A 23669-nucleotide genomic window follows, 5' to 3' on the forward strand; every position below is an offset into this window, starting at 1 on the left:
CCAACTGACATCCGATAGTATTTTTTAATAGAAACAATAATGAAACATTTGATCCCCATGAGAATCCTTTCGCTTAAACTTATTGTGTTATGTATGCCGCTTTTCATAGCGGCAAGATGCAGCAACAACGACTCAAATCCGCCAATTCCGCAGGAGAATACAAATGAGTATGGGCTGGATGCTACTTTCGATGTAGGTGAAAACTACTCATTCAAACAATTTATAACGATGGAGTCCAGCATGGGGCTACAAACGGCATCATGCAATTTTCAGGGGAACCAGATGACTGTCGGCTTCGGCGCACTGAATTACCTTGATCCAACCAAATCCAATGGGTTCAGTTGTGGGTTTTCCATTGATAATGTGACACATACCGGTGTGTATACGTTTCGTAAGGAAGATGCGGCGGCGAAAAATACGTCGACGCTTATTAAAAGAGTCAGATCGGGCCTGGTGGCCTCCTCTCCGTCTCCGTTGAAGATATATGACAATACCAAAAATAAGTGGAGGCTCGCACCCGACGAATATGGCGTCTGTCGGGAACAGGACCTGGAGGTAGGTTTCCAATCGATTGACATCACCAGGTACAGCAGTGAAAATGGGGGCATCATAGAAGGCAGCTTTTACTTAAACGTGTATCATAAACCTGTCGACAAATGCGCCCAATACGAACATCAGTTGATCACCGGGAATTTTAAATTAAAACGAATAAACATACCAGAATAACCAAACAAACAACCATGAAAATATCGAAATTTATCACAACCGCTCTGATACTTCTTGTCCTTATATCCTGTAAAAAAACAGGCAATGAAATCGATCCTATGGATAATGACCAGGATGGAACTATGTCCATGGAAATAGACGGAACGCAATGGAACGGGAATTGCGGAGCAGTAGATGTAAAGAATGGAGCCGGAATAAACGTATCTATTCTAAGTGACAACAAGCCCAAAGACGACCTAATATCAATTACGCTCGTTGGTTACACCGGTGTAAACGACTACGCTGCAAGCTTCAGGACTGAAAGCAGTTTGACGCTGATCTACAATGGATCAACCTACAAGTATGACAAAAAGTCAACAGACCCACTTGTTGTAAAAATTACTGAAAGTTCTTTGCCTACCACTCCCCTGGGACCCGGAAAGATCGTGGGTGAGTTCAGCGGCACTTTGAAAAATATTGTGGGAGGAAAATCATTGGTGATTACCAAAGGTAAATTCCAAACGACCGATATTTTGTAAGCCAACTCGTTTAAATTCGGGACTTTTGAACATTTAAATTCCTGACATTCGAAAATACACAAAGGTCAGGATGACCAATGATCTGGAATTAAACTGGCATGCACTTCGGCTACAGCTGCTGCGCTCGCGGTTTGTTTGCCAGGATATAGTTATTAAGTGAATGTTTTGATGCCTTTCAATAAAAAAAAATCCCTGTAAATCATTGATTAACAGGGATTTTTGTGTTTTTGTTGAATTGTTTGTGCACCCAACGAGATTCGAACTCATATCGTCGGTACCGGAAACCGAAATTCTATCCATTGAACTATGGGTGCCTGGGGTAACGGGGTGCAAATATAGGTGCTATTTTATTTTTTTGATACAAAACGGTTGAATTTGTATTAAAAAAAGGACAGTCTGTCTACCGATTGTTACAGCTGTTTGAGTAACTCCCAGTCTCCCACGTTTTTAAGATACATAAAGTTGAGCAGGATACCGTTTACATTGGTGATCAGCTTATGTCCTTCCGCAAACGGAACAACGAAGGTATCGATGTATTCGTGATCTGACAGCAAACCCTGGCTCTTGTTGTGATATGAAATAATTTGATCATGTGTTAGCTCCAACTCGCAGTAAAACAGATACATGGCCTCGTCGCTGGTGCCTGTGGAAGGGAAAAAAGGCTCGTCGTTTAATTTTACAAGTTGCTCAATTTCAATTTTTATCCCTGTTTCCTCCCAAACCTCACGCGCAGCAACCGAGGCCGCATCACTTTCACTATCCAACATTCCAGCCGGGTGTTCATAAGTAAGCGATCCGTCACAAATACGGCGCTGGCGGACCAGTAAAAGATATTTTTCTTTTGTTACCGAGTCTATAAAACAGATCAGGACGCAGACAACTTCACCTTTCAAAAAACAGATGGGCGGTATTTTGTTCCCTTCCGGCGTCGTTGCATCGGTGTAAAGCAATGAAAAAAGAACTTCTCCTTGATGATTTCTTCTCGAGTACAATTCATCAATGCGATGAATTTCCAGACCATTGGATTCAAGTCTGTCTTTCCAAAGATTATATTTATGAGAATCAATTAATTGTTCAGTCATGAAATCGTTGAGGCGGCTCTAATTGTATAAAGGAAATGAGACAGATGCATACGGAACACCATAACTTTGAGAAAAGCGTGTTTGCCCATTGTCAAGTTTTTCTGAGGAGGCGTAGGTAATCCGGCCATGAACATACCCTACTTTCAGGCCGACGCGCGGGGTAAACCAATACCGCAGGAAAAGCTCGGATTGACCAGACTGATTTTCCAAAAATAAGGGCAATGCATTTAGCGTGCTTGGCGCGCTGGGTACATAAGAATTGTAAAATTCGGCTCCTTCTCCATCGGGAAGTGTTGTTTGAGTATACAGGCCGCGGCGTCTTGCGCCAAACGCAATACCCACAAGATCTGTATTTGCTCCAATATCAAATCTCCATAACTTTATACTCGCTCCTGCCAGAAAGCTAAGTCCGTTTGACGTAATTTTTCCAAACTTTAACGTGTCTCCCGACAGAGACGTATTTTTAGGTGCAAGATCGGTTCGGCCAGCGTAGTAACCCCACGCCCGAACTCCCCATCCAATGCGCAGCCAGGGAAAATGATTAAGACTTAGTTCCTGATGATACATGGCCGACGGAACCCAGGTTTTGTCTTTATAACCCGTACCAAAATCGACCCCGGCAGTAACCCTTGCCGGCTGCTGTGCGTAGATTTTAACTGAAAAAAGAACTATAAATATTACTGCCAGTCGTGTGCTTTTCATTGGTTTCAATATAGTTGATTGGCAAAGGTAAAAAATTGTTGAAAAAATAAGGCAGAGATGTCTCTCTGCCTTGTAAACTTTCAATCAATATAAATTTTTAATGATTCTCACAAAGGCGGAAAAGCTAGTGGTTTTACTTTCGCACTCTTTTTCAAAACCACAGCACCCATAGGAGGCAAATCCAATAATACCGAATTTGCTCTGCCATGCCACTCATTAGGTTCGGAATGCAACAAGTCATAGTTTATAATTCCGCTGCCATAAAAAGCAGTTTGATCTGAGTTGAAAATCTCTTTCCATTCTCCGGCAGAGAGGACGCCGACCTTATAACCACGTCGCGGGATAGGTGTCAAATTCAAAATCACCACCAGATTAAGCTCCGGATCCATTGATTTTCGGGCATAGATCAAAACTGAGTTTTCGCGGTCCTGCGTATCAATCCATTCGAACCCTTCATGTGTGAAAGAATAGTCAAACATCGCCGGCTCTGTCTTGTAAAGGTGATTGAGCGCTTTAACGCATTCTTTCATGCCCTGATGTGGCGCCTGTTCCAGCAGATGCCAATCGAGGCTTTGTGCAAAATTCCATTCGGATGTCTGTCCAAATTCGCAGCCCATAAACATAAGTTTCGTACCCGGATGCGTAAACATGTAGGTAAACATCAGTCTCAGGTTGGCAAAACGCTGCCACTCGTCACCAGGCATTTTATTGATCAGAGACTTTTTGCCATATACCACTTCATCATGTGAAAATGGTAGCATGAAGTTCTCAGTAAATGCGTATACAACGCTGAACGTAAGCATATCCTGATGCCATCTGCGGAAGGCAGAATCTTTCTCGAAATATTTAAGCGTATCGTTCATCCAACCCATCATCCATTTCATTCCAAAACCCAGGCCGCCCACGAAAACCGGACGTGAAACACCGGGGAAAGCAGTTGATTCTTCGGCAATTGTTTGTATGTCTGGAAATTCTGTGTAAGCGGCGATGTTCATTTCTCTTAAAAGCGCAATTGCTTCCAGATTTTCCCGCCCGCCAAATTCATTCGGAATCCACTCTCCATGATTTCGGGAATAATCCAGATAAAGCATCGACGCAACTGCATCAACACGGATCCCGTCGGTATGATAGCGGTCCATCCAGAAAATGGCATTGCTGATCAAAAAGGATTTTACCTCGTTTCTTCCGTAATTAAAGATGTAACTCTTCCAGTCCGGATGATAGCCTTTCTTTGGATCTTCGTGCTCGTACAAAGCCGTTCCGTCAAAGCGGAACAGACCGTGTGCATCGCCGGGGAAGTGGGAGGGAACCCAGTCCATATACACTCCAATACCTTCCTTATGAAGTTCATCGATCAAAAACATGAGTTCCTGAGGAGTCCCCATACGCGAAGCTACTGAGAAATATCCGGTGATCTGATAGCCCCACGACGGTGTGTAGGGATGTTCCATAACCGGCATAAGTTCGACATGGGTAAAGCCCATTTCTTTAACGTAAGGAACCAGCCCGGCTGCAATTTCTTTAAATGTCAAATGCCTTTCCGGATCTGACGGGTCGCGCTGCCAGGAACCCAGGTGCACTTCGTAAACCGATATGGGTGCATTCAGTTTGTTTTTTTCTTTACGGATTTTCATCCAGTCGGCATCACCCCACTCATACCAGGTATCCCAAACAATGGAAGCCGTTTTGGGGCCGATCTCACACCAAAGCGCAAAAGGGTCTGATTTTTCAAGATGCTGACCGTTGTTTGAAATAATAAAATATTTATAAACTTCACTGACACCGACATTTGGAATCCAGCCTTCCCAGATTCCCGAACTGTCCCAGCGCGGTATCAAAGCATGCTGTCCTTTATTCCAGCCATTAAAGTTACCAATGACGGAAATTGACGAAGCATTTGGCGCCCAAACAGCAAAGTAGGTTCCTATAACCCCTTTGTGTTCCATAACATGGGAGCCAAATTTTTCATAAAGTTTGAAATGTTTGCCCTGACGAAATAAGTGTATATCAAAATCTGTAAAGCGGCTAATTGTTTCTACCGAATTTAGTTGTTGCATGTGCGTTTCCGGGCTCGTCTCTTCGGGAGATATTACCACAGGTTCCGCTTTCTTTTTACCAGTTGACTTAGCCATTAGATTTTATTCTTTTTTACGAAAATCAAATATTAGTATGTAATATTTACAATTTTATTAAACTATTTCTTAAAATGTATATATTTTTTATCCTCAGTAATTGAAATTACCTGAATGACAAGCTCTTTTAGCGGGAGGCTGTTGCGCCTTTTTCAACTTTATCCAGTACACGCATGATGTTGCCTCCCCAGATTTTTGTGATGTCTTTTTCAGAATATCCTCTTTTCACCAGCTCTTTTGTGATTTCTCCGATCTGGCTAACATCATTTAGTCCGACAACCTTTCCTCCTCCATCCAAATCCATACCAATGCCAACATGATCTACGCTGGTTAGTTTAATTACGTGTTCAATATGGTCGACAGCTTCTGCTACCGTCGGTAAATCTTTCTCGTATTTTTTGTTATTAGCAACCATTTCATCACGCAAGGCCTTTCTGTCATCGGCGGAAAGATCGGTCTGGCGCATTTTCAGACGAATGGTTTTCATAGACAATTCCTGCTGCATAGAAGGCTTTTTAACAAAACCAGGAACAAAATTAATTTGAATCACACCGCCGTTTTTAGCAAGCGTTTTGATCATATCGTCGGTCATGTTCCGCGGTACATCGCAAAGTGCCCGGCACGAGGAATGCGAAGCGATGACAGGGACTTTACTTAAATTGATAACATCATAAAACGTCGAATCCGAGACGTGAGAAATATCAACCATGATACCCAAACGATTCATTTCCTTAACCACTTCTTCCCCAAACTTGCTCAATCCGTTGTATTCCGGCCCGTCAGGATCCGTAGATGAATCACAGATGTCATTGTTGGAAGAGTGTGAAAGGGTAATATACCGAAGACCAAGGTCATAGTACAACTTCAAATTTTTGATGTCATTTTCTACCGGCCAGCCGTTTTCCATTCCGATAAAAACAGCTCTTTTACCTTCTTTTTGGAGTTGATAACCCTGTTTTGAAGTAGTTGCCAAACCAGCTGCATCCGGATGCAGCCGGACTGACTCGTGTATTTTATCAAAGATCGCAAGTGCTTTTTTCTTGGCTTCTGCATTTGCCTCCGGTGTGCGCTTTCCCTGTCCGAGATACACAGCAAAAAACATCCCGTCCATTCCGCCTTTTTTCATACGCGGAAAGTCGATCTGCGTGCCATCCTTATCATAATCATGCTCAACAGAAACATCGAATCCATCCTTCATCATGTTGATCGGTACATCTGCATGCGTATCGATGGTAAAGGCCTTCGCATGTATTTTAGCAGCCTTTGCCGTTAATTCGTCGGGAGTTGTCTGAGCATAAGTGACCAGAGGAAGCGCTAATAATAGCAGAATCTTTTTCATAAAAGCGTAGAATAGTTTATGGGGAGTGAAAATGAATAATGCTTTAAATTGATTCTTTTTTACCGAAAAACCAACATAGGAGACCGCTAATACGGATTTGGGATAAATTCTCAGGATTACAGGCAACAAGCTCAAAGGAAAATCCTGCAAAGCTGACTTGTTTTGGATTATTAAAGGTAAAACCTGATGCCGCGTCGCTTTTTCCCGTAAGTCTTATTCCGAAACCCATAAATTATGAAAAGGTATTTTAATGTAGTTGTTTTTTTGCTGTCCGTTTCTCTTGCCAGGGCTCAGCAGGTTCATCCCGATGCCCGGTATGCAAAGGCACAATTAATCCAGAAAAAGGCGGATGGTTTTAAAGGGATCTGGTATATGAATCAGCCTTCCAATGACGAGTATGTTTACAAGTACAGCGGCGGACTTGCCGTTTATCCTGCTAATCACCGTCCGTTTGCCATTTATGCCAAAAAGGTAAATAAAACGTTTTTTTGTTTTGGAGGAACAGATGATAAAAATTCTACTTTGCTTCATAATGTGTCGTACTATGATCATAAGACCGGAAAGGTGGCTAACCCGGTAATCCTTCTTGATAAAAAAACGACCGATGCGCATGATAATCCCGTAATTTCGGTTGATAAGAAGGGGTACATTTTTATCTTTTCAACTTCACATGGTGTTGCACGTCCTTCGTACATTCATAAAAGCAAAAAACCTTACGATATATCTGAATTTGAAACGGTTAACGCCACGGAGATTGTCGACGGCAAGGAGCAGCCTTTTAATAACTTTTCTTATTTCCAGGTATATCCTATCAAAGGAAAAGGGTTCATTGCTTTGTTTACCAAATACAACAAGGCGGGTCATCGTGTAATCGGTTTTAATACAAGCAAGGACGGCGCTAAATGGAATGAATGGAAGATTCTGGCGCATATTGAAGATGGTCATTATCAGGTCAGTGCCGAGTCGAATGGCAAAGTCGGCGTTGCTTTTGATTATCATCCCAAAGGAAAAGGACTTAATTACCGCACCAATCTGAACTACCTTGAAACCTCGGATTTTGGCCAAACCTGGCAGAATATCAACGGGGAAAAGGCGCAGCTGCCTTTGACGGAAAGTAAAAACCTGGCTGTTGTCCATGACTACGCGGCCGAAAAGCTGAATTGTTATTTGCTGGATATCACTTTTGATAAAAAACAAAAACCTGCAATCCTGGTAATATCGAGCAAAGGTTTCGAAGCCGGCCCGGGCAACAACCCCCGTAACTGGACACTTTACCGTTTCCGAAATAATCAGTGGGAATCCAACATCGTGACCACCTCGGACAGTAATTATGATATGGGATCCATTTATGTGGAATCCGATAAGGTTTTAAAGGTAATCGGGCCTACGGGAGATGGTCCGCAGGCGTACAATCCGGGTGGAGAAGTGGCAATGTGGCTGAGTGAAGATGAGGGTAAAAGTTGGAAGAAAGAAAAACAAATGACGCAAAACAGCGAAATGAACCATTCCTATGTTCGCAAACCTTCCAACGCCCAGCCTGACTTTTACGGCATCTGGGCCGACGGGCATGGTCGAAAACCTTCGGAGTCTAACCTGTATTTTACCAATGAAAAAGGAGACGTTTACAAATTGCCCCGCAATAGTATAGATGCAATGATCACCCCGGAATTAGTGAAGTAAATTCCCGGGCGGAGAACTGGCATGTTCTGTTTTTCGTAAGTTTGGGTTCCGGTTTTAGATTGGAGATCCGTAATTTTAAATTACCGTAATCAAATGGAAGAAATACAAATCATCGCTTTCGACGCAGATGACACCCTTTGGGTAAATGAACCCTTTTTTCTTGAAACAGAAAATAAATTTTGTGACATGCTGGAAGATTTCCTGCCACATCATAGTCTGTCGAGAGAACTTTTAACTATTGAAATTCAAAATCTTAAACATTACGGCTACGGTGTGAAGGGCTACATTTTGTCTATGATCGAAGCGGCTATCACGATTACCGAAAGAAGGATCGGGGTGGAAACGATTGAACGGATACTGGCCTTAGGAAAAGAAATGCTTGATAAAGATATTGAACTCATTGACGGAGTGGAAGATGTGCTAATCGCATTGCAAGGAAAATACCGGCTGGTGATGGCTACCAAAGGGGATTTGCTAGATCAGGAAAGAAAACTCATCAAGTCGGGACTGGCAAAATATTTTCATCATATTGAGATTGTTTCGGAAAAACAGGAACCTGAGTACCACAAACTGATCAAACATCTTGACATTCAGCCGCAACAGTTTCTAATGATCGGCAACTCATTGAAATCGGACATTCTTCCCGTACTTAACATCGGGGGGCATGGTTTTCATGTTCCGTTTCACACAACCTGGGAGCATGAAAAAGCAGAAATAAATATGGATCATGCCAATTTTAAACAACTTTCCAATATTCGGGAAGTACTTAATTTTATTCATTAACCATGACAATCCTTGATTTAGAAAACTGGGAAAGAAAGGAGCATTTTCGATTTTTCAGCCAGTTTGAAGAGCCATTCTTTGGTGTTTGTGTTGAAGTTGATTGTACGATTGCTTACCAAAAAGCAAAACAGCTGGGCACTTCATTTTTTATTTATTACCTGCATAAAACACTTGTGGCTGTAAATGAAACTGAGCCGTTTCGGTACCGTATAAATGAAGACAACGACATCGTTATCTATGATAAAATATCCGTTTCTGCCACCGTTGGAAGGCCAAACGGCACCTTTGGGTTTAGCTATATGCCTTATGATGAGGATTACCAAAACTTCGAAGCAACTGCCAGGCTGGAAACAGAACGGATTATTAAGTCCAGCGGATTATTTCCTTCAGCCAATTCCGAAGATGTGATCCATTGTTCATCTCTGCCGTGGATCAAATTTACATCCATGTCTCATGCCCGTCGGTTCAGTTCAAAAGATAGTTGTCCGAAAATATCTTATGGGAAAATGACAGAAAGTAGTGGAAAAAAATTAATGCCAGTTTCCATTCACGTACATCACGCACTCATGGACGGGCTGCATGTAGGCATGTTTGTAGAAAAGTTTCAGTCGTTGCTGGATAGTTGAAATGTGCATTTTAAACCATTAAGGAGTTAAGGTTCATTAAGTCTTAATGTTTCTTAACTTCTTAATGGTAATTTTTCAAACGAACAAAAATTGTGACTTTCAAAGATCCTAACTTCTTAATGGTAAATTAATTATCAGATGAGAATTATGACAAAAAGACAAGTCACGCAACTATCATATGAAATTACCGGGTTGGCTATCAAAGTTCATAAAGCACTTGGCCCCGGTTTACTTGAGAAAATTTACGAAAGGTGCCTCAAATACGAATTAGAAAGAAACGGATATGAAGTAGTACAGCAGCTGATTGTGCCTGTTATCTATGATGGCTTACTGCTGGACACTGAGCTTAAGTTGGATTTGCTGGTAAACAATTGTGTTGTTGTTGAACTTAAAGCCACTGAAAATGTACTGCCGGTTCACGAAGCGCAGATATTAACATACATGAAACTACTCCAAAGGCCCCAGGGATTGCTGATAAATTTCTTTACGGATAACATAACAAAATCTATCAAGCCATTTGTGAATGAGTATTTTAGGGTATTGCCGGATTGAAATGTTTTAAACCATTAAGAAGTTAAGAAAGAATTAAGAACCTTAATGAACCTTAACTTCTTAATGTTAAATTTTAGAAAAGTAAGTAACTTCTCAATGGTTAAATCCAACTTCAGATTTCCTACAAATTTTGTAGCTTCATTTGTTCAAAATAAATAACATGAAGTTATTACTCATAGAAGACGAAAAGGCGTTGGCCACCAGTATTCAGAATTATTTTCAGCGTGAGAATTTTATCTGCGAGTGGGCGGCAGACTATGAAACCGGGATTGAAAAAGTCAATATTTACCGTTATGACTGTGTTTTGATTGATATCATGCTGCCTGATGGCGACGGACTCGACGCTGTGCGGGAGCTCAAGAAAAAGTTTCCCGAAACAGGAATCATCATCATTTCAGCAAAAAACTCACTTGATGACCGTATCAGCGGCTTGAATCTGGGTTCTGACGATTATCTTACCAAACCTTTTCACCTTTCTGAGCTCAACGCACGGGTACAGGCAGTGATTCGCAGAAGAAATTTTCAGGGAAATCAGCAGATTGTTTTCGGCAAAATCAGCATTGATCCGCAGGAACATTCTGCTACTGTTGCCAGGCAGGAAGTTATTTTGACAAGAAAAGAGTATGATCTGCTTGTTTATCTGATCGCCAACAAAAACCGGGTACTTACCAAGGAATCCATTGCCGAACATCTTTGGGGAGATGATGCCGACCTGATGGATAACTTCGATTTTATATATACCCATATCAAAAACCTGCGAAAAAAGCTGATGGACAAAGGCGCTCCGGATTACCTCAAATCCATTTACGGAGTGGGCTATAAATTTAGCGAGTCATGAAGTTGCTGGCGCGTATTCTGCGCTATCAGATTATGACTTCTCTGCTTGTTCTGTTTCTGGGCGCAGGGCTTTTCTTCGTTTCAGTCCGGTATCTGATTGATGACGAGGTGAATAAAGAGCTTTTGAATAGTCAGATCAAAGTCAGCTGGCAACTGCGAAACATTGATGCACTTCCGGTTTATATCTTACAGCTTGGTGACAGTCTGCAGCTGGACGCGGTGAGATATCCCCGCCGGCCAATTTTGAGGGAAAAATTGTTGTATAACATTGCCGAAAACCAGTATCATCCTTACCGTCAGCTGATCTTTTACGAACGGGTAGAAGGACAGTGGTATAAAGTTACGATCAGCAAGCTGCTGGTGCAGCGTCAGCAGCTGATGAACGCGGTTGTGATGACGGTCACCTTCATTGTGGCCTTGCTTTTGATCTCGTTGCTGGTTTTAAACAGTGTCCTGTCGGGCAGGATATGGCGGCCTTTTAACAAAACACTTGCTGCGCTGGATCAATACCAGCTCGAAAAGCATGAGGTGTTAAAGTTTCCCGAGGAAGAAACGGAGGAGTTCGAAAAGCTCAATCAATCTGTTACGCAGCTTACCGAACGGCTTGCGACGACTTATCAGAATCTGAAAGAATTTACTGAGAATGCGGCGCACGAGATTCAGACTCCACTGGCGGTAATACTTTCGAAAATTGAAGGGTTGTTCCAGGATGAAACGCTGACCGAGTCACAGCTTATTGCCCTCTCCGAAGTCAGTGAGGCGGCTAACAGGCTTAGTAAACTTAACCAGGCCCTTCTGCTTTTAACCAAAATAGAAAACCGACAGTTTTTGGCAGGCACCGAGCCGGTTAACCTTTCTCCGATTATCAATCGTAAGTTAAGAGACCTGGAAGATCTTATCGACCAGCGGCGGATCAATATTAAAACGGAATTGCAGCCAACAGGACCTGTAATGCACCCGGCGCTGGCAGAAGTTTTGGTGAATAATTTACTGACTAACGCGATTCGCCACAACCTGCAAAACGGAAGCATCCTGATTGCTTTAAGCACAGGCAAACTGGAAGTTAAGAATACAGGTAATGCGATTAACGGAAACCCGGAGCAGCTTTTTGAGCGTTTTAGAAAAGATACCAGCCAATCGGCATCGCTGGGGCTGGGGCTGGCACTTGTTAAAACCATTTGTCAGGTGAACGGACAAACGTTAAGTTATAATATTGAAAATGAGTGGCATGTATTGACTGTCACGTGGCAATAGATATTTCATGGCTAGTAGTAAACAAAAAGGATGGTTTCTGACCGTCCTTTTTTTATGCTTTTTGAAAAAAAATTTACAACTACAGAATGTCTTCAGAATGTCACCAGGATTGCAACAGAATTGAGTTGCAAATTTGAATCACCAAACGAGAAAAAAGGAATCTGAAACGTTCCGGTGTGCTCAGAAAGGTAAACCAAACTTTAAACTTTATCCTTGTTACAACCATGTTTCAAACTTCGAATTTCAGAAAAATAACTTCGGTAGCCTTGCTATCGGCCTTGTTGGGAGGGACCTCCTATGCAACTTATGAGCACATGAGCAAACCGGACACCCTTTCGACCTGGGTAGAAAATGCGACTCCGTTTGTGAAAGCACGTTTAGATGACAAAAATACAAATCCGAAAGTAGCCATGATTCCGGCTGACTTTACTTTCGCATCGAAAAAAGCGACGGCTGCTGTAGTACACATCACTTCAACAATGAAGCCGGAACGTAATGTAAGTCAGCAGATTCCTGATGAGTTTAAAGATTTTTTTGGGGGCCGCGATCCGTTCGGACAGCAGGGGCCACAAGGAAGAGGACAAAAGTCCAAAGCTTCGGGCTCCGGTGTAATCATCAATTCAGACGGGTTTATCGTTACCAATAACCACGTGATACAGGGTGCCGAATCATTGGAAGTGACACTTGCAAATAAGCGCACTTATAAGGCAAAAGTAATTGGTTCTGATCCAAATACGGATATTGCCCTGATCAAAATTGATGCAAAGGATCTTCCTGCACTTGCATTTGGTAATTCTGAAAATGTGGAGGTTGGCCAGTGGGTGCTTGCTGTTGGCAATCCGTATAACCTTACTTCTACTGTAACTGCCGGAATTGTCAGCGCAAAAGGAAGAAGCATAAATATTTTGGGAGAAAATGCCAAAGCACCTATTGAATCATTTATTCAGACTGATGCAGCAGTTAACCCCGGGAACTCAGGTGGTGCCCTGGTGGATCTAAACGGAAACCTGATCGGTATAAACACAGCTATTGCAAGCCAGACCGGCTCCTTTGCGGGTTATTCCTTTGCGGTTCCTTCCAGCATCGCACACAAAGTAGTTGAGGATTTGTCAAAATTCGGATCGGTTCAAAGAGGCTATTTGGGTGTGGGAATCAGTGAGGTAACTGCTGAAAAGGTAACAACTTTCAATTTGAAAGTAACTGATGGCGTAAGAGTCGAAAGCTTTGCGGACCAGAGCGCAGCCAGGGACGCAGGTATTAAGGTAGGGGATGTGATTACCAAAATTGACGGACATGCGATACTGGGCGTACCTCAGTTGCAGGAAGCCATTGCGCAGCATAAACCTGCCGACAAAGTGCTTGTGACTGTAAATCGTGATGGTATAGATAAAATTGTGACCGTCACCCTGAAAAGCAATGCAGGAAACATGGTGGCTGACGTATCCGACTCAGCGGTTTTGGAACAGCTTGGTGTTGAACTGCAAGACCTGACAGCACAGCAGAAAAAAGCCTGGAGTGTTCCGGCCGGTGTGCAGGTAGGCCAGATTAGCGCCGGCAAAATTCGCCAAAGCACCGATATGGAAGACGGCTTTGTGATTACCAAAGTTGATAAAACGCCGGTCAGCAGTGTAAAACAGTTAAGTGATATACTAAAAGGGAAAAAAGGCGGTGTGATGATTGAGGGTATTTATCCCGGAAATCCGGAAACACAATATTATGCCATTGGATTGTGAGGTTGATTAGTGGTGAAACGCAAAGGGAGATCTTGTATCTCCCTGGCGTTGTTACCAGATTTCAGTAATAGTTATTTCACTGTTATTTAAATTTCAAATACAATGAAAAAGAATCTGATTTTGTTGGGAATGCTGACGATTCTAAGTGCTGTCTCATTTGCACGGGATCCGTTTAAATCAGCAAATGATCCTACAAAGGCACGGACCTATAACTGGATTGTGCCGGATATGAAAACAAATTTAAACCCGATGTACAACAGCTCTTTTTCCCGTCAGCGGATTCAAAAAGCTTTTGACAATGCTTTGGGCGAAAGAGGCTTAAACAGGAACACAAAACAGCCGGATCTGCTTTTACAGTTTCATACTTACACCCAGAAAGTAAGACGAAATTATTACGGAGGTGGCGGTTATCCGATGATGGGACGTTACGGCTGGGGCATGCCTTTAGGAAGTTATGGGTATGCCGGAGCGTATCCTTCCTCTGTTACCAATACAGACGGGACGCTGATTCTTGATGTGATTGACACTAAAACCGGCGATATTATCTGGCAAAAAGCCATCACCGGGGACGTGAGCAATCCCAACCGGCTCGATAAACAAATTAGCAAAGGAGTGCGTAAGCTCATGAAGGATTTTCCTGTTCAAAAGGGATAATGTTGAGTAAGTGTTTTAAATAATTCTCCCGCATAGCAATTTGATCAGGTGGATTTAAAGGGGTTTTTAATCAGCCTGATTTGCTTATTGGCGGGAGAAATTATTTTTTCAAAGCATGTTAACTTCAGTATTTCAACAGAATCATATTATAATTTAGATGTGTTAAAGGGCAGCAGCCAGTAAAAATTTAACATCAAAGCTCATGAAATCGCCAGAAAATAATAGTATGGTAAAAGCCACAAGCCGGAGCCGGTTTGATAAATATAGATTATTGAAAATTATCTTTGCCAGCGCATTGTCAACCTTTTTTTTAACAGGTTACAGTCAGGATTCTCAGAATGGATATAGTGCACTGCAAAATGTGGTAACCGATCAAAGTTTGGTTGACGCTATTGCACCCTACGATGCGGATGTCCGTCAGAGTGTTCTGGTGGCGTCGCAGTATCCTGATGTTTTAGAGAAATTAGCGCAAATTCGAAATCAAACCAGTAATGCTTTTCAGCAAACAATTCAAGGTTATGCTCAGAAAAAGCAAAATTGGTTTTACGAAATTTCGAGGTATCCAAACCTGATGGACCAGCTGGCAAGTTTGCCGCGGAAGCAATCCAGACAACAAATTGAAAGTTTGCTGAATAACCCGTCGGATGAGTTGAAAGAGACCGCCTGGAAACTTTATGACAAACACCATAAAGATCTGGTAGCTATTAATAACCTGAATCGTCAGGCTGTGAGCTCATTTCAGGAGTTGATCAATCCGTTAAGCCGGAATGCACAGAATGCTTTTAAGACTTTGCAGGAAATGCCTGATGTTCTTTCGCTTCTGAACGATCATATCGACATTTCTTCCCAGCTTGGTGAGCGTTACAGAAATGATCCGGCAGGCGTAGATCAGGAAATTGCCGCTCTGCACGATAAGCTCGAGGAGCAAAGCAAACAGGAGCTTGCTGCGTATCAAAACGAGCTTTCACAAGATCCGAAGGCTATGCAGGAATTAAGCCGGGCGTCCAAAGATTATGCAAGCACAGGCGGATATAGTTATCCTGCTCCAACGGGTGAAAAAGTCATCAACTACGGAAGTCCGTATTCTTACTGGTTTGGCTATCCTTTCTGGTATAATTCACCAATGTGGTATCCGGGTGCTTTTGGTTATGGTTCAGGAATTTACTTTGGGCTTGGCGGTTATCCTTCTTTTTACGGATTTCCCTCGCTTGGATTTTCGAGATGGTTTTTCGGCGGAGCATACAGATATTATCCTAACCTATACCGTCAGTATGGTCGTTATTATCGTGAAAGTGGAGCCCGCAGCCGTTATATCTCGCCAGGGAGAAGTGCCTTTATTGGCAGCGCCGGAAGACATTTTTCTCCAAATATAAGCGGCAGATCTTATCAGTCTAATGGCAACAGGGCTTATAGAGGCGAACAATCGCCTGGGCAAAGCAGAAGCAGAATGGCACCATCACAAAATTACAGGCAGGCTCCGCAGCGAAGCAATTCTTACAGGGTAGCTCCTAATACCCGCTCATACAATAGTCCATCTTTTGGAGGGGCTAACAGAAATGGTTTTAGTGGTGGCGGAATGCGCGGAGGCAGCAGCCGGGGAGGACGACGTTAATACATTTCATCAGCAATAGTGAATCAGGCCGGTCATTTTGACCGGTCTTTTTTTTGTTTATTTATCTAAAACTTAACATTTGCGTAAAACATTGACTTTGACAAGTATTACAAGCCCGCCATGGTGCTTTTATAAATGGTTTATCATTCACCCTAAAACACCAATTGCCTATAATGAGAAATGTACGAATTTATTTGCTTTCCCTGATTGGAATGGCACTTTTTGTAACAAGAGTTGAGGCCCAAACCCGGCAGATAACGGGTAAGGTGGTAGATGAAACAAATGCGGCCATTCCCGGCGCAAGCATTTTAATAAAGGGATCCGGAACAGGGACTAATACGGGAGCAGAGGGAAATTTCTCACTCAGTATTCCATCAGGAAATCAGATTTTGACCGTTTCTTCAATCGGGTTCAAGCCGCAGGATATTGAGGTTACCTCAGCAATGTCCAAAGTGACTGTGAAACTGCTGCCGGATATTAAAAGCCTGGGTGAAGTGGTCGTTACGGCTCTGGGTGTTCAGCGGAATACGAGAAATGTCGGCTACGCAGTCCAGCAAATCGATGGCAGCGGCATTCAGGAAGCAAGGGAAGTAAACTACATTAACTCATTACAGGGAAAACTGGCTGGTGTGCAGATAGGCGGCAACAGCGGTTCGATGGGAGGTTCTTCAAAAGTTACTATCCGCGGGCTGAAATCCATTTCCGGAAATAACAACGCTTTGTTTATTGTCGATGGTGTGCCGATGGCCAACATGAACCTTAACTCTTACGGGGTAACCGGTGGGCAAGGCACAGGTGGCGGCGGATTTGACTACGGTAATCCCGCTCAGCTGATCAACCCAAACGATGTTGAAAACATCTCGGTGCTGAAAGGTGCTGCTGCAACCGCTCTTTATGGTAGTCGCGGGCAAAATGGTGTTATCTACATTACGACTAAAACGGGCAAAGGATCAGGGAATCTGTCTTTGAATTATGATTTTAATATTCAAATGGATCAGGTTTCTCTTCTTCCCAAATTTCAGAATTCTTATGGCGGCGGCGGTAGCTCCACTTTTACTAAACTTTATGTAAACCAAAATCCAACCGGTTTTTTACCTGGCGGGGGCACTTACGATGATAATGATGGCAAAGGGAAATACGATCTGATTCCCGATTATGGAACCGATGAATCCTGGGGACCAAAAATGGACGGTGCTTTGGTGAGGCACTATTGGTCTTGGGATCAGGACAGAAATAATCCTAATTTCGGCAAAACAGCACCATGGAGCGCTCATCCCGACAATGCCAAAGATTTCTTTAAAACCGGGATAACCTTTTCCAACAATTTGTCCGTTGCCAGCAGCACCGACAAAGGTTCAATCCGCTTTTCACTTGGCCAGACAAAGCAAAATTTTATTTATCCTGGAAGTCATTTGAACCGGTTTTTCATCAGTTTGAATACTACTTATAAATTCAACGATAAATTTACTTTCAGCGGTGGTATCAACTACGTTAATGATCATTCCAAAGGTCGCCCCGGAACCGGCTTTTTTGGAAATAACCCGATGCTTTTCTACGTCATGTATGGGCAGCGCCAGATTGATGACGCCTATTTGAAAGAATACAAATATGCAGACGGAACAGAGCAATCCTGGAACAGAACCGCCTGGAATATTCAGAAACCTGCTTTTAGTCAAAATCCATATTGGAATCAATACGAAAACTACAACACCGATCAGAACAACCGCTATTTCGGTAATGCAGGGCTTACCTACAAAATTACCGACTGGCTTTCGGCTGATGTGCGCGTTTTCTCCGATTATCTTAATCACCTCGATGAAGTGCGCAGTGCCAAAGGATTTTTTGTTGGTTCGTATGCCAAAAGGGTAGCAATTAATAATGAAAACAATTACCAGGGAACGCTGAATGTGAATAAGAGTTTTGAAAATTCGAACCTAACACTGGAAGCTGTTGCCGGGGGGAATATCCTGAGTATTAAATCAAGTATAGATAACGGCACCACCAACGGAGGTTTGCAAAACCCGCTCGTGTACGTACTTCAAAACTCAGTGACGCCGGCAACGGTTTCAAATGCTTTTGGAAACAGACAGACTAATTCACTTTTTGCATCGGTTACACTGGGTTATAATAAGTTTTTGTATCTGACAGCAACCGGAAGAAATGACTGGGCTTCAACGCTGAGACAAACAGGTAATTACTCTTACTTTTACCCATCCATTGCCGGTTCGTTTATTTTCTCGGATGTTATACCAAAAAGCAACTGGCTCACTTTGGGGAAAGCCCGTTTGTCTTATGCAAGAGTGGGTAATGATGCAGATCCTTATTCAGTTTCAAGATATTATGATTACGTTGCACCGTTCAATACCTTCCCGCTTCAAAGTACATCCGACAGACTTTTTAACAGAAGGCTAAAACCGGAATTGTCTTCGGAAGTTGAGGGTGGATTTGACTTCAAGTTTTTCAACGATCTGATCGGAGCCAACTTTACCTATTACGACCGCCGCACTAAAAACCAGATTTGGAACGTACAGGTGCCGTCTGAAAGCGGTTTTACAACCAAGATCGTAAACGGCGGAACGGTTCAGAACCGGGGAATTGAGCTAACGCTATCCGCTTCGCCGGTAACGACCAAGAATTTCAGCTGGAGAATGGCTTTGAATTTTTCTAAAAACAAAAACAAGGTACTTGACCTGAACAGCACCAGCGATCAGATACAGGGAATTGAACGTTTTGTGATTGGTACCGAGCGTCGTACAAACAAAGTTTCCATGGTGGCGCAAAAAGGCATGTCATTGGGAACCATGCTTGGAACAGATTACGTGTATGATGCAGCAGGAAACAAAATCGTCGGTGCAAACGGGACCTACAACGTAACGCCTACACCGGTAATTATCGGAGATGCCAATCCGGATTTTATTGGCGGGTTGAATAATACGTTTAGCTTCAAAAGTTTATATCTGTCCGCTTTGGTTGATTTCCAAAAAGGCGGGGATTTCTTTTCTTACACAAATTTGTATGGAAACAAGTCGGGGATGTTTGAAGAAACGGCCCTTCCGGGTATCCGTGAAAACGGGTTGGTCAATCCTGGTGTAAAAGAAAATGGCTCTCCGAATGATGTAGTTGTGACGGCCCGTACGCACTTTAATGCGGATGGCGGTAACCGGATCAGCAGGGCCAATCTTTATGACGGTAGTTATATTTATCTGCGTGAGGTTCGTCTGGGATGGAATTTACCTGATGTTTGGGCTAAAAAGTTAAAAATGCAGGCGCTGCGTTTTACACTGACCGGGCGTAATCTGTGGCTGATCAAAAGTAACGCACCCAACGTGGATCCTGCCAACATTACCAACTCGATCGGTAACCAGATCGGATTTGAGGGTGGTGCGCTGCCACCTGTGCGCAGTTATGGTGCAAACCTGAATTTTACTTTTTAAACGACTTACCTGAGCGTAACAATCATAAACTTTATCGAATATGAAATTCAAAATTATTTTTCTGCTTATAGCCTCTTTATTCGTTTTTGCCGGCTGTGACAATTTCGAAAAGCTTAACACTGATCCATCCCGATCCAGCGAAACGCAGCCGGAATTCCTTTTGGCCAGCGCACAAAAAAAGGCCATGGATCTGACCTATGACACCTATTTTAATGGTCGTATCGGTATGGAGCTATCGCAATACTGGATGGGAACCGACAAAACCTCCGACGGTCGTTTCCTTTTTACAAACGACGGATTGTGGACCGGAATGTATTCGGGCCCATTGATGGATCTTCAGGAAATTCAAAACTATTATGACCGCCACCCAACAGAGACCAGTGTACACACACAGGCTGTTGCGGAAATTCTTAAATCCTGGATTTTTCACGTTTTAACAGATGTTTACGTGGACATTCCTTACACTCAGGCTCTTAAAGGCGATGACATTCCACAGCCTGTTTATGATAAAGGGAAAGATGTTTATACGGCAATTCTGGCTTCACTTAAAAAACAAATTGATGTACTTTCCGGAACTTCTTCCGGTGCGATCCGCGGAGATGTAATCGCAGGTGGAAGTGCAACGCAATGGATAAAAATTGCCAATGCACTGCGTCTTCGTATTGCTTTAAGAATGGCAGATGCCCAGCCGGCAGAAGCAAAGGTTATTATTGAAGAGGCTGTGAAAAATACAATCACAGCAGTGAGTCAGGATGTCTTTTTTCCTTACAATGTCAGTGCTGTTACCAGTCGTTTTCCCTATAATGATGTAGATAGACCGTTGGTAGAATTTGCAGTTACCTCCACGCTGGTTGACTATCTGACTGCGGTTAAAGATCCAAGATTGGCCATTTATGCCCGTCCGGATGAAACCAATGGCAAATACATCGGCAAGGTGTATGGTACCGAAGCCAATTCTCCTACCATGATCGGACTTTCGAAACCTGGCGTGGTGGCATACAGTGGTTCAGCAAAAGGGTACATGATCACTTATGCAGAAGTAGCATTTATAAAAGCTGAAGCAGCAGCCAGAGGTATGACCGTTGGAACAGCGACAGCCGAAGATCTTTATAAAGAAGCTGTGACCGCTTCGATGACACAGTGGGGAATTACCGATGCAAAAGCGATTGCAACCTATCTGGAAGGTGTTCCTTATAAGGCCGGTAACTATAAAAATGTAATCGGTACCCAAAAATGGCTTGCGCTTTATATGCAGGGCATTCAGGGATGGATGGAAAGATTACGATTGGATATTAAAAAACCAAATGGCGATATTTTATTCATAGCGCCTGCTTCGGGAAGTCTGGATCCGGAAGTGAAAGATGGCATTGTGAAACGGCTTAAATATCCAAGCGGAAGCCGTGCAAGTAACGCGACAAACAGCGAAGCGGCGGCAAAAAGTATTGGCGGTGATTCACAGGCAACCAAAAACTGGTGGGATGTGCTGTGATAAACTGAGTCATATTTTCATTTAAATGTAAAGACGTTCGGGAGTTATCCGGGCGTCTTTTTTTGTAGTCGTAATCACCGGAACTAACCTTACAAGACCAACCTGCCAATTAAAATCTTTAATTTTGAAGCAGAACTTCAAATGCTGACCTGATAAAAAAGCAGCATGATCAATCATAAAAATTATGGAAATAGGAATCAGTATGTTTGGCGACGTGGCTTACGACAAGTCTGCCAAAGCTTTTCAACCTGCACAGCAACGTATCCAGGAAATTCTGGAAGAAATAAAACTTGCCGACGAGGTTGGATTAGATGTCTTCGGAATCGGCGAACATCACCGTCCCGACTTTTCGGTATCAGCTCCGGAGATTATTCTTGCCGCAGCGGCAGGAATCACAAAAAATATAAAACTGACAAGTTCGGTTACTGTTTTAAGCTCAACGGATCCTGTTCGTGTTTATCAGAATTTTTCTACCGTAGATTTGATATCCAACGGCAGGGCGGAAATTACGGTTGGCCGGGGTAGCTTTATTGAGTCCTTTCCGCTTTTTGGATACAACCTTAATGATTACAACGGTTTGTTTACAGAAAAGCTGGATTTGCTGATGGCGATCAATGAAAACGATACCATCAGCTGGAAAGGCAAGTTCAGGGCTCCGCTTGTATCACAACAGGTTTTGCCACGGGCAGTTGATAATCATCTGGACATCTGGATTGCAGTGGGCGGCACACCCGAATCGGTTGTTCGGGCTGCAAAGCTTGGACTTCCGCTGATTATCGCCATTATCGGAGGGATGCCAAGACAATTCCAGCCTTTCTTTAGGCTTTATAAAGATGAATACCTGAAAGCAGGCCACGATATTTCCAAAATGCAGCTCGCCACACATTCTCATGGACTGATCGGAGAAAATTCCCAAGCCATATCAGACCGTTATTTCCCTCACTATGCCGATCAAATGAACAGAATTGGCAAAGACAGAGGCTGGTCGCCTTACACCAAAGAACAGTTTGAAGGTGGAAGAAGCAGAGATGGCGCCTTGTTTGTCGGAGATGTCAATGAGTTGACTGATAAGATTTTATACCATCAGGAAATGTTTGGTCTAACCAGGTTTCTGCTGCATGTCGATGTGGGAGCACCTTCACACGATGACCTGATGAAAACGATAGAACTTCTGGGTACGCATGTCAAGCCGGCTGTCAACAAAGCTTTGGGAAATTAAATCAGCAAAGCATTAATTGCGAATTGTTTTAAGTTGTTTTGTCTTTTTTTGCAAAAATCTAAAACCTTTAAAATCTGCTTTTCAGTGAGGAGAGCTTGTTTCCGGATGATGATTTCTTTTCGTTAACCGCATTCTTCCAATAAGTTAAAGTAAGCTGATATTCCGTTCAGCCCGGCTTTGCCGTTCAGACCAGAGCTCCGGTCTGAATGACGCAGTCAGGCTGAACGGTTTTTATTGCCAAATATGCACCTTCGCTGGTGGTGGGATCGTCGGCAGGAATTACAAACCTGGATCCAAAATTAGCAGGAAGAATTCAACGACGTTAACGCAAACTGTTTATCCGGAAACGGAATACCGACTTTTTTATAAGAAACCATAATACAATGCACTCACTTTTTAATCAGATTCTCCATTTTCATCCATTCTACACATCTGCCGAACCACTCTTCAAAGGACGGGTAGGTAAGAAAACCATGTTCACCAAAGGCATAAATATGCATCGCTGCCCTGACCTTATTTTTATTGAGCGCATCATAAAAGCGGGTGCTGTTTGCGACCGGCACTACGGTATCAGCGCCGGAATGTACCAGGAAAGTTTTCGGCGTTGATGCATTGATAAACAATTCATTGGAAAAGTATTTTTTGGTTTCTTCCGTTAACAAATTACCTAATAAATTATCCCTGGAGCCCACGTGGCCGATACTATCGTCAAAACTGATGACCGGATTGATCAAAATCATAAAGTCAGGTCTTAAACTGATTGTCCCGGATTCATCAATAAACCGTTTATTAAAATGTGTCCCGGCCGTCGCTGCTAAATGTCCGCCGGCGGAAAATCCCATAATGCCGATTTTCTTAGGATCGACTTTGTATTTAGCCGCATTTTCTCTCACGATTTTAATTGCCTGCTGCGCATCCTGCAAAGGCCCGATCGAGCGGTCTTTCATCGTTTTGTCGCTTGGAATCCGGTATTTCAAAACAAAAGCTGTAACACCAAGTTTGTTAAATGCTTTGGCAACATCGCTTCCTTCCCGTTTGGTCAGTAAGATACCATAACCACCTCCCGGACAAATGATTACAGCTGTTCCATTTGGCAAATCAGGCAGAAATACAGACAAGTCAGGGATCGAAACATTTCCTGTCAGTGAATCGACCAGCGCATTTGCGGTATGTTCTTCCTGGTTTTTGGTAGCGATCGAATTTGGGATTGTACCGGAATACAACGGAATTCTGGTTTGTGCGAATGTTTTAAAACACAGCAGCAGTAGAGTAGCAATTAGAAGCCTGGTCAGCATAA

The 23669-nt window shown here is 43.0% G+C and carries 19 protein-coding genes and 1 tRNA gene; 14 read left to right on the forward strand and 6 right to left on the reverse strand.

The features are described 5' to 3' along the window. Positions 1 to 39: 39 nt before the first annotated feature. Complete coding sequence (locus E0F88_RS15725) at positions 40 to 726, forward strand: hypothetical protein (protein WP_131959223.1); 687 nt, start codon at positions 40 to 42, stop codon at positions 724 to 726. 14 nt (positions 727 to 740) lie between these two features. Then, positions 741 to 1244 carry a hypothetical protein gene (locus E0F88_RS15730; protein WP_131959224.1) on the forward strand — a complete coding sequence of 168 codons (504 nt, stop codon included), beginning with the start codon at positions 741 to 743 and terminating at the stop codon, positions 1242 to 1244. 242 nt (positions 1245 to 1486) lie between these two features. On the opposite strand, the gene E0F88_RS15735 is transcribed toward E0F88_RS15730, so the two are convergent. The 5 genes from E0F88_RS15735 to E0F88_RS15755 all read right to left on the reverse strand — a co-directional run bounded on the left by E0F88_RS15735 (position 1487) and on the right by E0F88_RS15755 (position 6499). Next, positions 1487 to 1558: transfer RNA gene (locus E0F88_RS15735), tRNA-Arg, on the reverse strand. 96 nt (positions 1559 to 1654) lie between these two features. Further along, entirely contained in the window at positions 1655 to 2326 is a 672-nt protein-coding gene (locus tag E0F88_RS15740; RefSeq protein WP_131959225.1) for an NUDIX hydrolase, read from the reverse strand. Positions 2327 to 2344: 18 nt separating this feature from the next. Beyond that, entirely contained in the window at positions 2345 to 3028 is a 684-nt protein-coding gene (locus E0F88_RS15745; protein ID WP_131959226.1) for a hypothetical protein, read from the reverse strand. A gap of 107 nt (positions 3029 to 3135) precedes the next feature. Beyond that, positions 3136 to 5160: a 1,4-alpha-glucan branching protein GlgB gene (gene glgB / locus E0F88_RS15750; RefSeq protein ID WP_131959227.1), complete on the reverse strand. Its 2025-nt coding sequence runs from the start codon at positions 5158 to 5160 to the stop codon at positions 3136 to 3138. Positions 5161 to 5287: 127 nt separating this feature from the next. Continuing rightward, positions 5288 to 6499, reverse strand: coding sequence for a dipeptidase (locus E0F88_RS15755; RefSeq protein ID WP_131959228.1), 1212 nt, complete (start codon positions 6497 to 6499; stop codon positions 5288 to 5290). Positions 6500 to 6733: 234 nt separating this feature from the next. Here E0F88_RS15755 and E0F88_RS15760 point away from each other — a divergent pair, with 234 nt between their 5' ends. The 12 genes from E0F88_RS15760 (at position 6734) to E0F88_RS15815 (ending at position 22372) form a co-directional block, all read left to right on the forward strand. After that, complete coding sequence (locus tag E0F88_RS15760) at positions 6734 to 8179, forward strand: BNR-4 repeat-containing protein (protein WP_131959229.1); 1446 nt, start codon at positions 6734 to 6736, stop codon at positions 8177 to 8179. 93 nt (positions 8180 to 8272) lie between these two features. Then, positions 8273 to 8962 carry an HAD family hydrolase gene (locus tag E0F88_RS15765; protein ID WP_131959230.1) on the forward strand — a complete coding sequence of 230 codons (690 nt, stop codon included), beginning with the start codon at positions 8273 to 8275 and terminating at the stop codon, positions 8960 to 8962. Positions 8963 to 8964: 2 nt separating this feature from the next. Further along, entirely contained in the window at positions 8965 to 9588 is a 624-nt protein-coding gene (locus E0F88_RS15770; RefSeq protein ID WP_131959231.1) for a chloramphenicol acetyltransferase, read from the forward strand. A 147-nt stretch (positions 9589 to 9735) separates the two neighbouring features. Then, positions 9736 to 10140, forward strand: coding sequence for a GxxExxY protein (locus E0F88_RS15775; RefSeq protein ID WP_131959232.1), 405 nt, complete (start codon positions 9736 to 9738; stop codon positions 10138 to 10140). Positions 10141 to 10300: 160 nt separating this feature from the next. Beyond that, complete coding sequence (locus E0F88_RS15780; protein WP_131959233.1) at positions 10301 to 10978, forward strand: response regulator transcription factor; 678 nt, start codon at positions 10301 to 10303, stop codon at positions 10976 to 10978. Continuing rightward, complete coding sequence (locus E0F88_RS15785) at positions 10975 to 12231, forward strand: sensor histidine kinase (RefSeq protein ID WP_131959234.1); 1257 nt, start codon at positions 10975 to 10977, stop codon at positions 12229 to 12231. Before E0F88_RS15780 ends, E0F88_RS15785 begins: the two co-directional genes overlap by 4 nt. A gap of 176 nt (positions 12232 to 12407) precedes the next feature. Further along, positions 12408 to 13964: a Do family serine endopeptidase gene (locus tag E0F88_RS15790; protein WP_229213783.1), complete on the forward strand. Its 1557-nt coding sequence runs from the start codon at positions 12408 to 12410 to the stop codon at positions 13962 to 13964. A 102-nt stretch (positions 13965 to 14066) separates the two neighbouring features. Continuing rightward, entirely contained in the window at positions 14067 to 14618 is a 552-nt protein-coding gene (locus E0F88_RS15795) for a DUF4136 domain-containing protein (protein WP_131959235.1), read from the forward strand. A gap of 202 nt (positions 14619 to 14820) precedes the next feature. Then, the gene (locus E0F88_RS15800; protein ID WP_131959236.1) at positions 14821 to 16230 is read left to right on the forward strand and encodes a hypothetical protein; all 1410 of its coding nucleotides are present in this window, start codon (positions 14821 to 14823) and stop codon (positions 16228 to 16230) included. Positions 16231 to 16403: 173 nt separating this feature from the next. Continuing rightward, the gene (locus tag E0F88_RS15805; RefSeq protein WP_131959237.1) at positions 16404 to 19664 is read left to right on the forward strand and encodes a SusC/RagA family TonB-linked outer membrane protein; all 3261 of its coding nucleotides are present in this window, start codon (positions 16404 to 16406) and stop codon (positions 19662 to 19664) included. 40 nt (positions 19665 to 19704) lie between these two features. Further along, positions 19705 to 21153, forward strand: a complete 1449-nt coding sequence (locus E0F88_RS15810) for a SusD/RagB family nutrient-binding outer membrane lipoprotein (RefSeq protein ID WP_131959238.1) — start codon at positions 19705 to 19707, stop codon at positions 21151 to 21153. A gap of 184 nt (positions 21154 to 21337) precedes the next feature. Beyond that, positions 21338 to 22372: an LLM class flavin-dependent oxidoreductase gene (locus tag E0F88_RS15815; RefSeq protein ID WP_131959239.1), complete on the forward strand. Its 1035-nt coding sequence runs from the start codon at positions 21338 to 21340 to the stop codon at positions 22370 to 22372. 389 nt (positions 22373 to 22761) lie between these two features. Here E0F88_RS15815 and E0F88_RS15820 read toward each other — a convergent pair whose 3' ends face one another. Beyond that, positions 22762 to 23667, reverse strand: a complete 906-nt coding sequence (locus E0F88_RS15820) for an alpha/beta hydrolase (protein WP_131959240.1) — start codon at positions 23665 to 23667, stop codon at positions 22762 to 22764. Between the last annotated feature and the right edge of the window lie 2 nt (positions 23668 to 23669).

This window comes from Dyadobacter psychrotolerans (genome assembly GCF_004349265.1).
GTDB lineage: Bacteria > Bacteroidota > Bacteroidia > Cytophagales > Spirosomataceae > Dyadobacter > Dyadobacter psychrotolerans.

What these genes read in the sequence shown, in the direction of transcription:
- E0F88_RS15725 (WP_131959223.1), top strand. Translation starts at nt 40, where the DNA reads ATGAAACATTTGATCCCCATGAGAATCCTTTCGCTTAAACTTATTGTG.
- E0F88_RS15730 (WP_131959224.1), top strand. Translation starts at nt 741, where the DNA reads ATGAAAATATCGAAATTTATCACAACCGCTCTGATACTTCTTGTCCTT.
- E0F88_RS15740 (WP_131959225.1), bottom strand. Translation starts at nt 2,326, where the DNA reads ATGACTGAACAATTAATTGATTCTCATAAATATAATCTTTGGAAAGAC.
- E0F88_RS15745 (WP_131959226.1), bottom strand. Translation starts at nt 3,028, where the DNA reads ATGAAAAGCACACGACTGGCAGTAATATTTATAGTTCTTTTTTCAGTT.
- glgB (WP_131959227.1), bottom strand. Translation starts at nt 5,160, where the DNA reads ATGGCTAAGTCAACTGGTAAAAAGAAAGCGGAACCTGTGGTAATATCT.
- E0F88_RS15755 (WP_131959228.1), bottom strand. Translation starts at nt 6,499, where the DNA reads ATGAAAAAGATTCTGCTATTATTAGCGCTTCCTCTGGTCACTTATGCT.
- E0F88_RS15760 (WP_131959229.1), top strand. Translation starts at nt 6,734, where the DNA reads ATGAAAAGGTATTTTAATGTAGTTGTTTTTTTGCTGTCCGTTTCTCTT.
- E0F88_RS15765 (WP_131959230.1), top strand. Translation starts at nt 8,273, where the DNA reads ATGGAAGAAATACAAATCATCGCTTTCGACGCAGATGACACCCTTTGG.
- E0F88_RS15770 (WP_131959231.1), top strand. Translation starts at nt 8,965, where the DNA reads ATGACAATCCTTGATTTAGAAAACTGGGAAAGAAAGGAGCATTTTCGA.
- E0F88_RS15775 (WP_131959232.1), top strand. Translation starts at nt 9,736, where the DNA reads ATGACAAAAAGACAAGTCACGCAACTATCATATGAAATTACCGGGTTG.
- E0F88_RS15780 (WP_131959233.1), top strand. Translation starts at nt 10,301, where the DNA reads ATGAAGTTATTACTCATAGAAGACGAAAAGGCGTTGGCCACCAGTATT.
- E0F88_RS15785 (WP_131959234.1), top strand. Translation starts at nt 10,975, where the DNA reads ATGAAGTTGCTGGCGCGTATTCTGCGCTATCAGATTATGACTTCTCTG.
- E0F88_RS15795 (WP_131959235.1), top strand. Translation starts at nt 14,067, where the DNA reads ATGAAAAAGAATCTGATTTTGTTGGGAATGCTGACGATTCTAAGTGCT.
- E0F88_RS15800 (WP_131959236.1), top strand. Translation starts at nt 14,821, where the DNA reads ATGAAATCGCCAGAAAATAATAGTATGGTAAAAGCCACAAGCCGGAGC.
- E0F88_RS15805 (WP_131959237.1), top strand. Translation starts at nt 16,404, where the DNA reads ATGAGAAATGTACGAATTTATTTGCTTTCCCTGATTGGAATGGCACTT.
- E0F88_RS15810 (WP_131959238.1), top strand. Translation starts at nt 19,705, where the DNA reads ATGAAATTCAAAATTATTTTTCTGCTTATAGCCTCTTTATTCGTTTTT.
- E0F88_RS15815 (WP_131959239.1), top strand. Translation starts at nt 21,338, where the DNA reads ATGGAAATAGGAATCAGTATGTTTGGCGACGTGGCTTACGACAAGTCT.
- E0F88_RS15820 (WP_131959240.1), bottom strand. Translation starts at nt 23,667, where the DNA reads ATGCTGACCAGGCTTCTAATTGCTACTCTACTGCTGCTGTGTTTTAAA.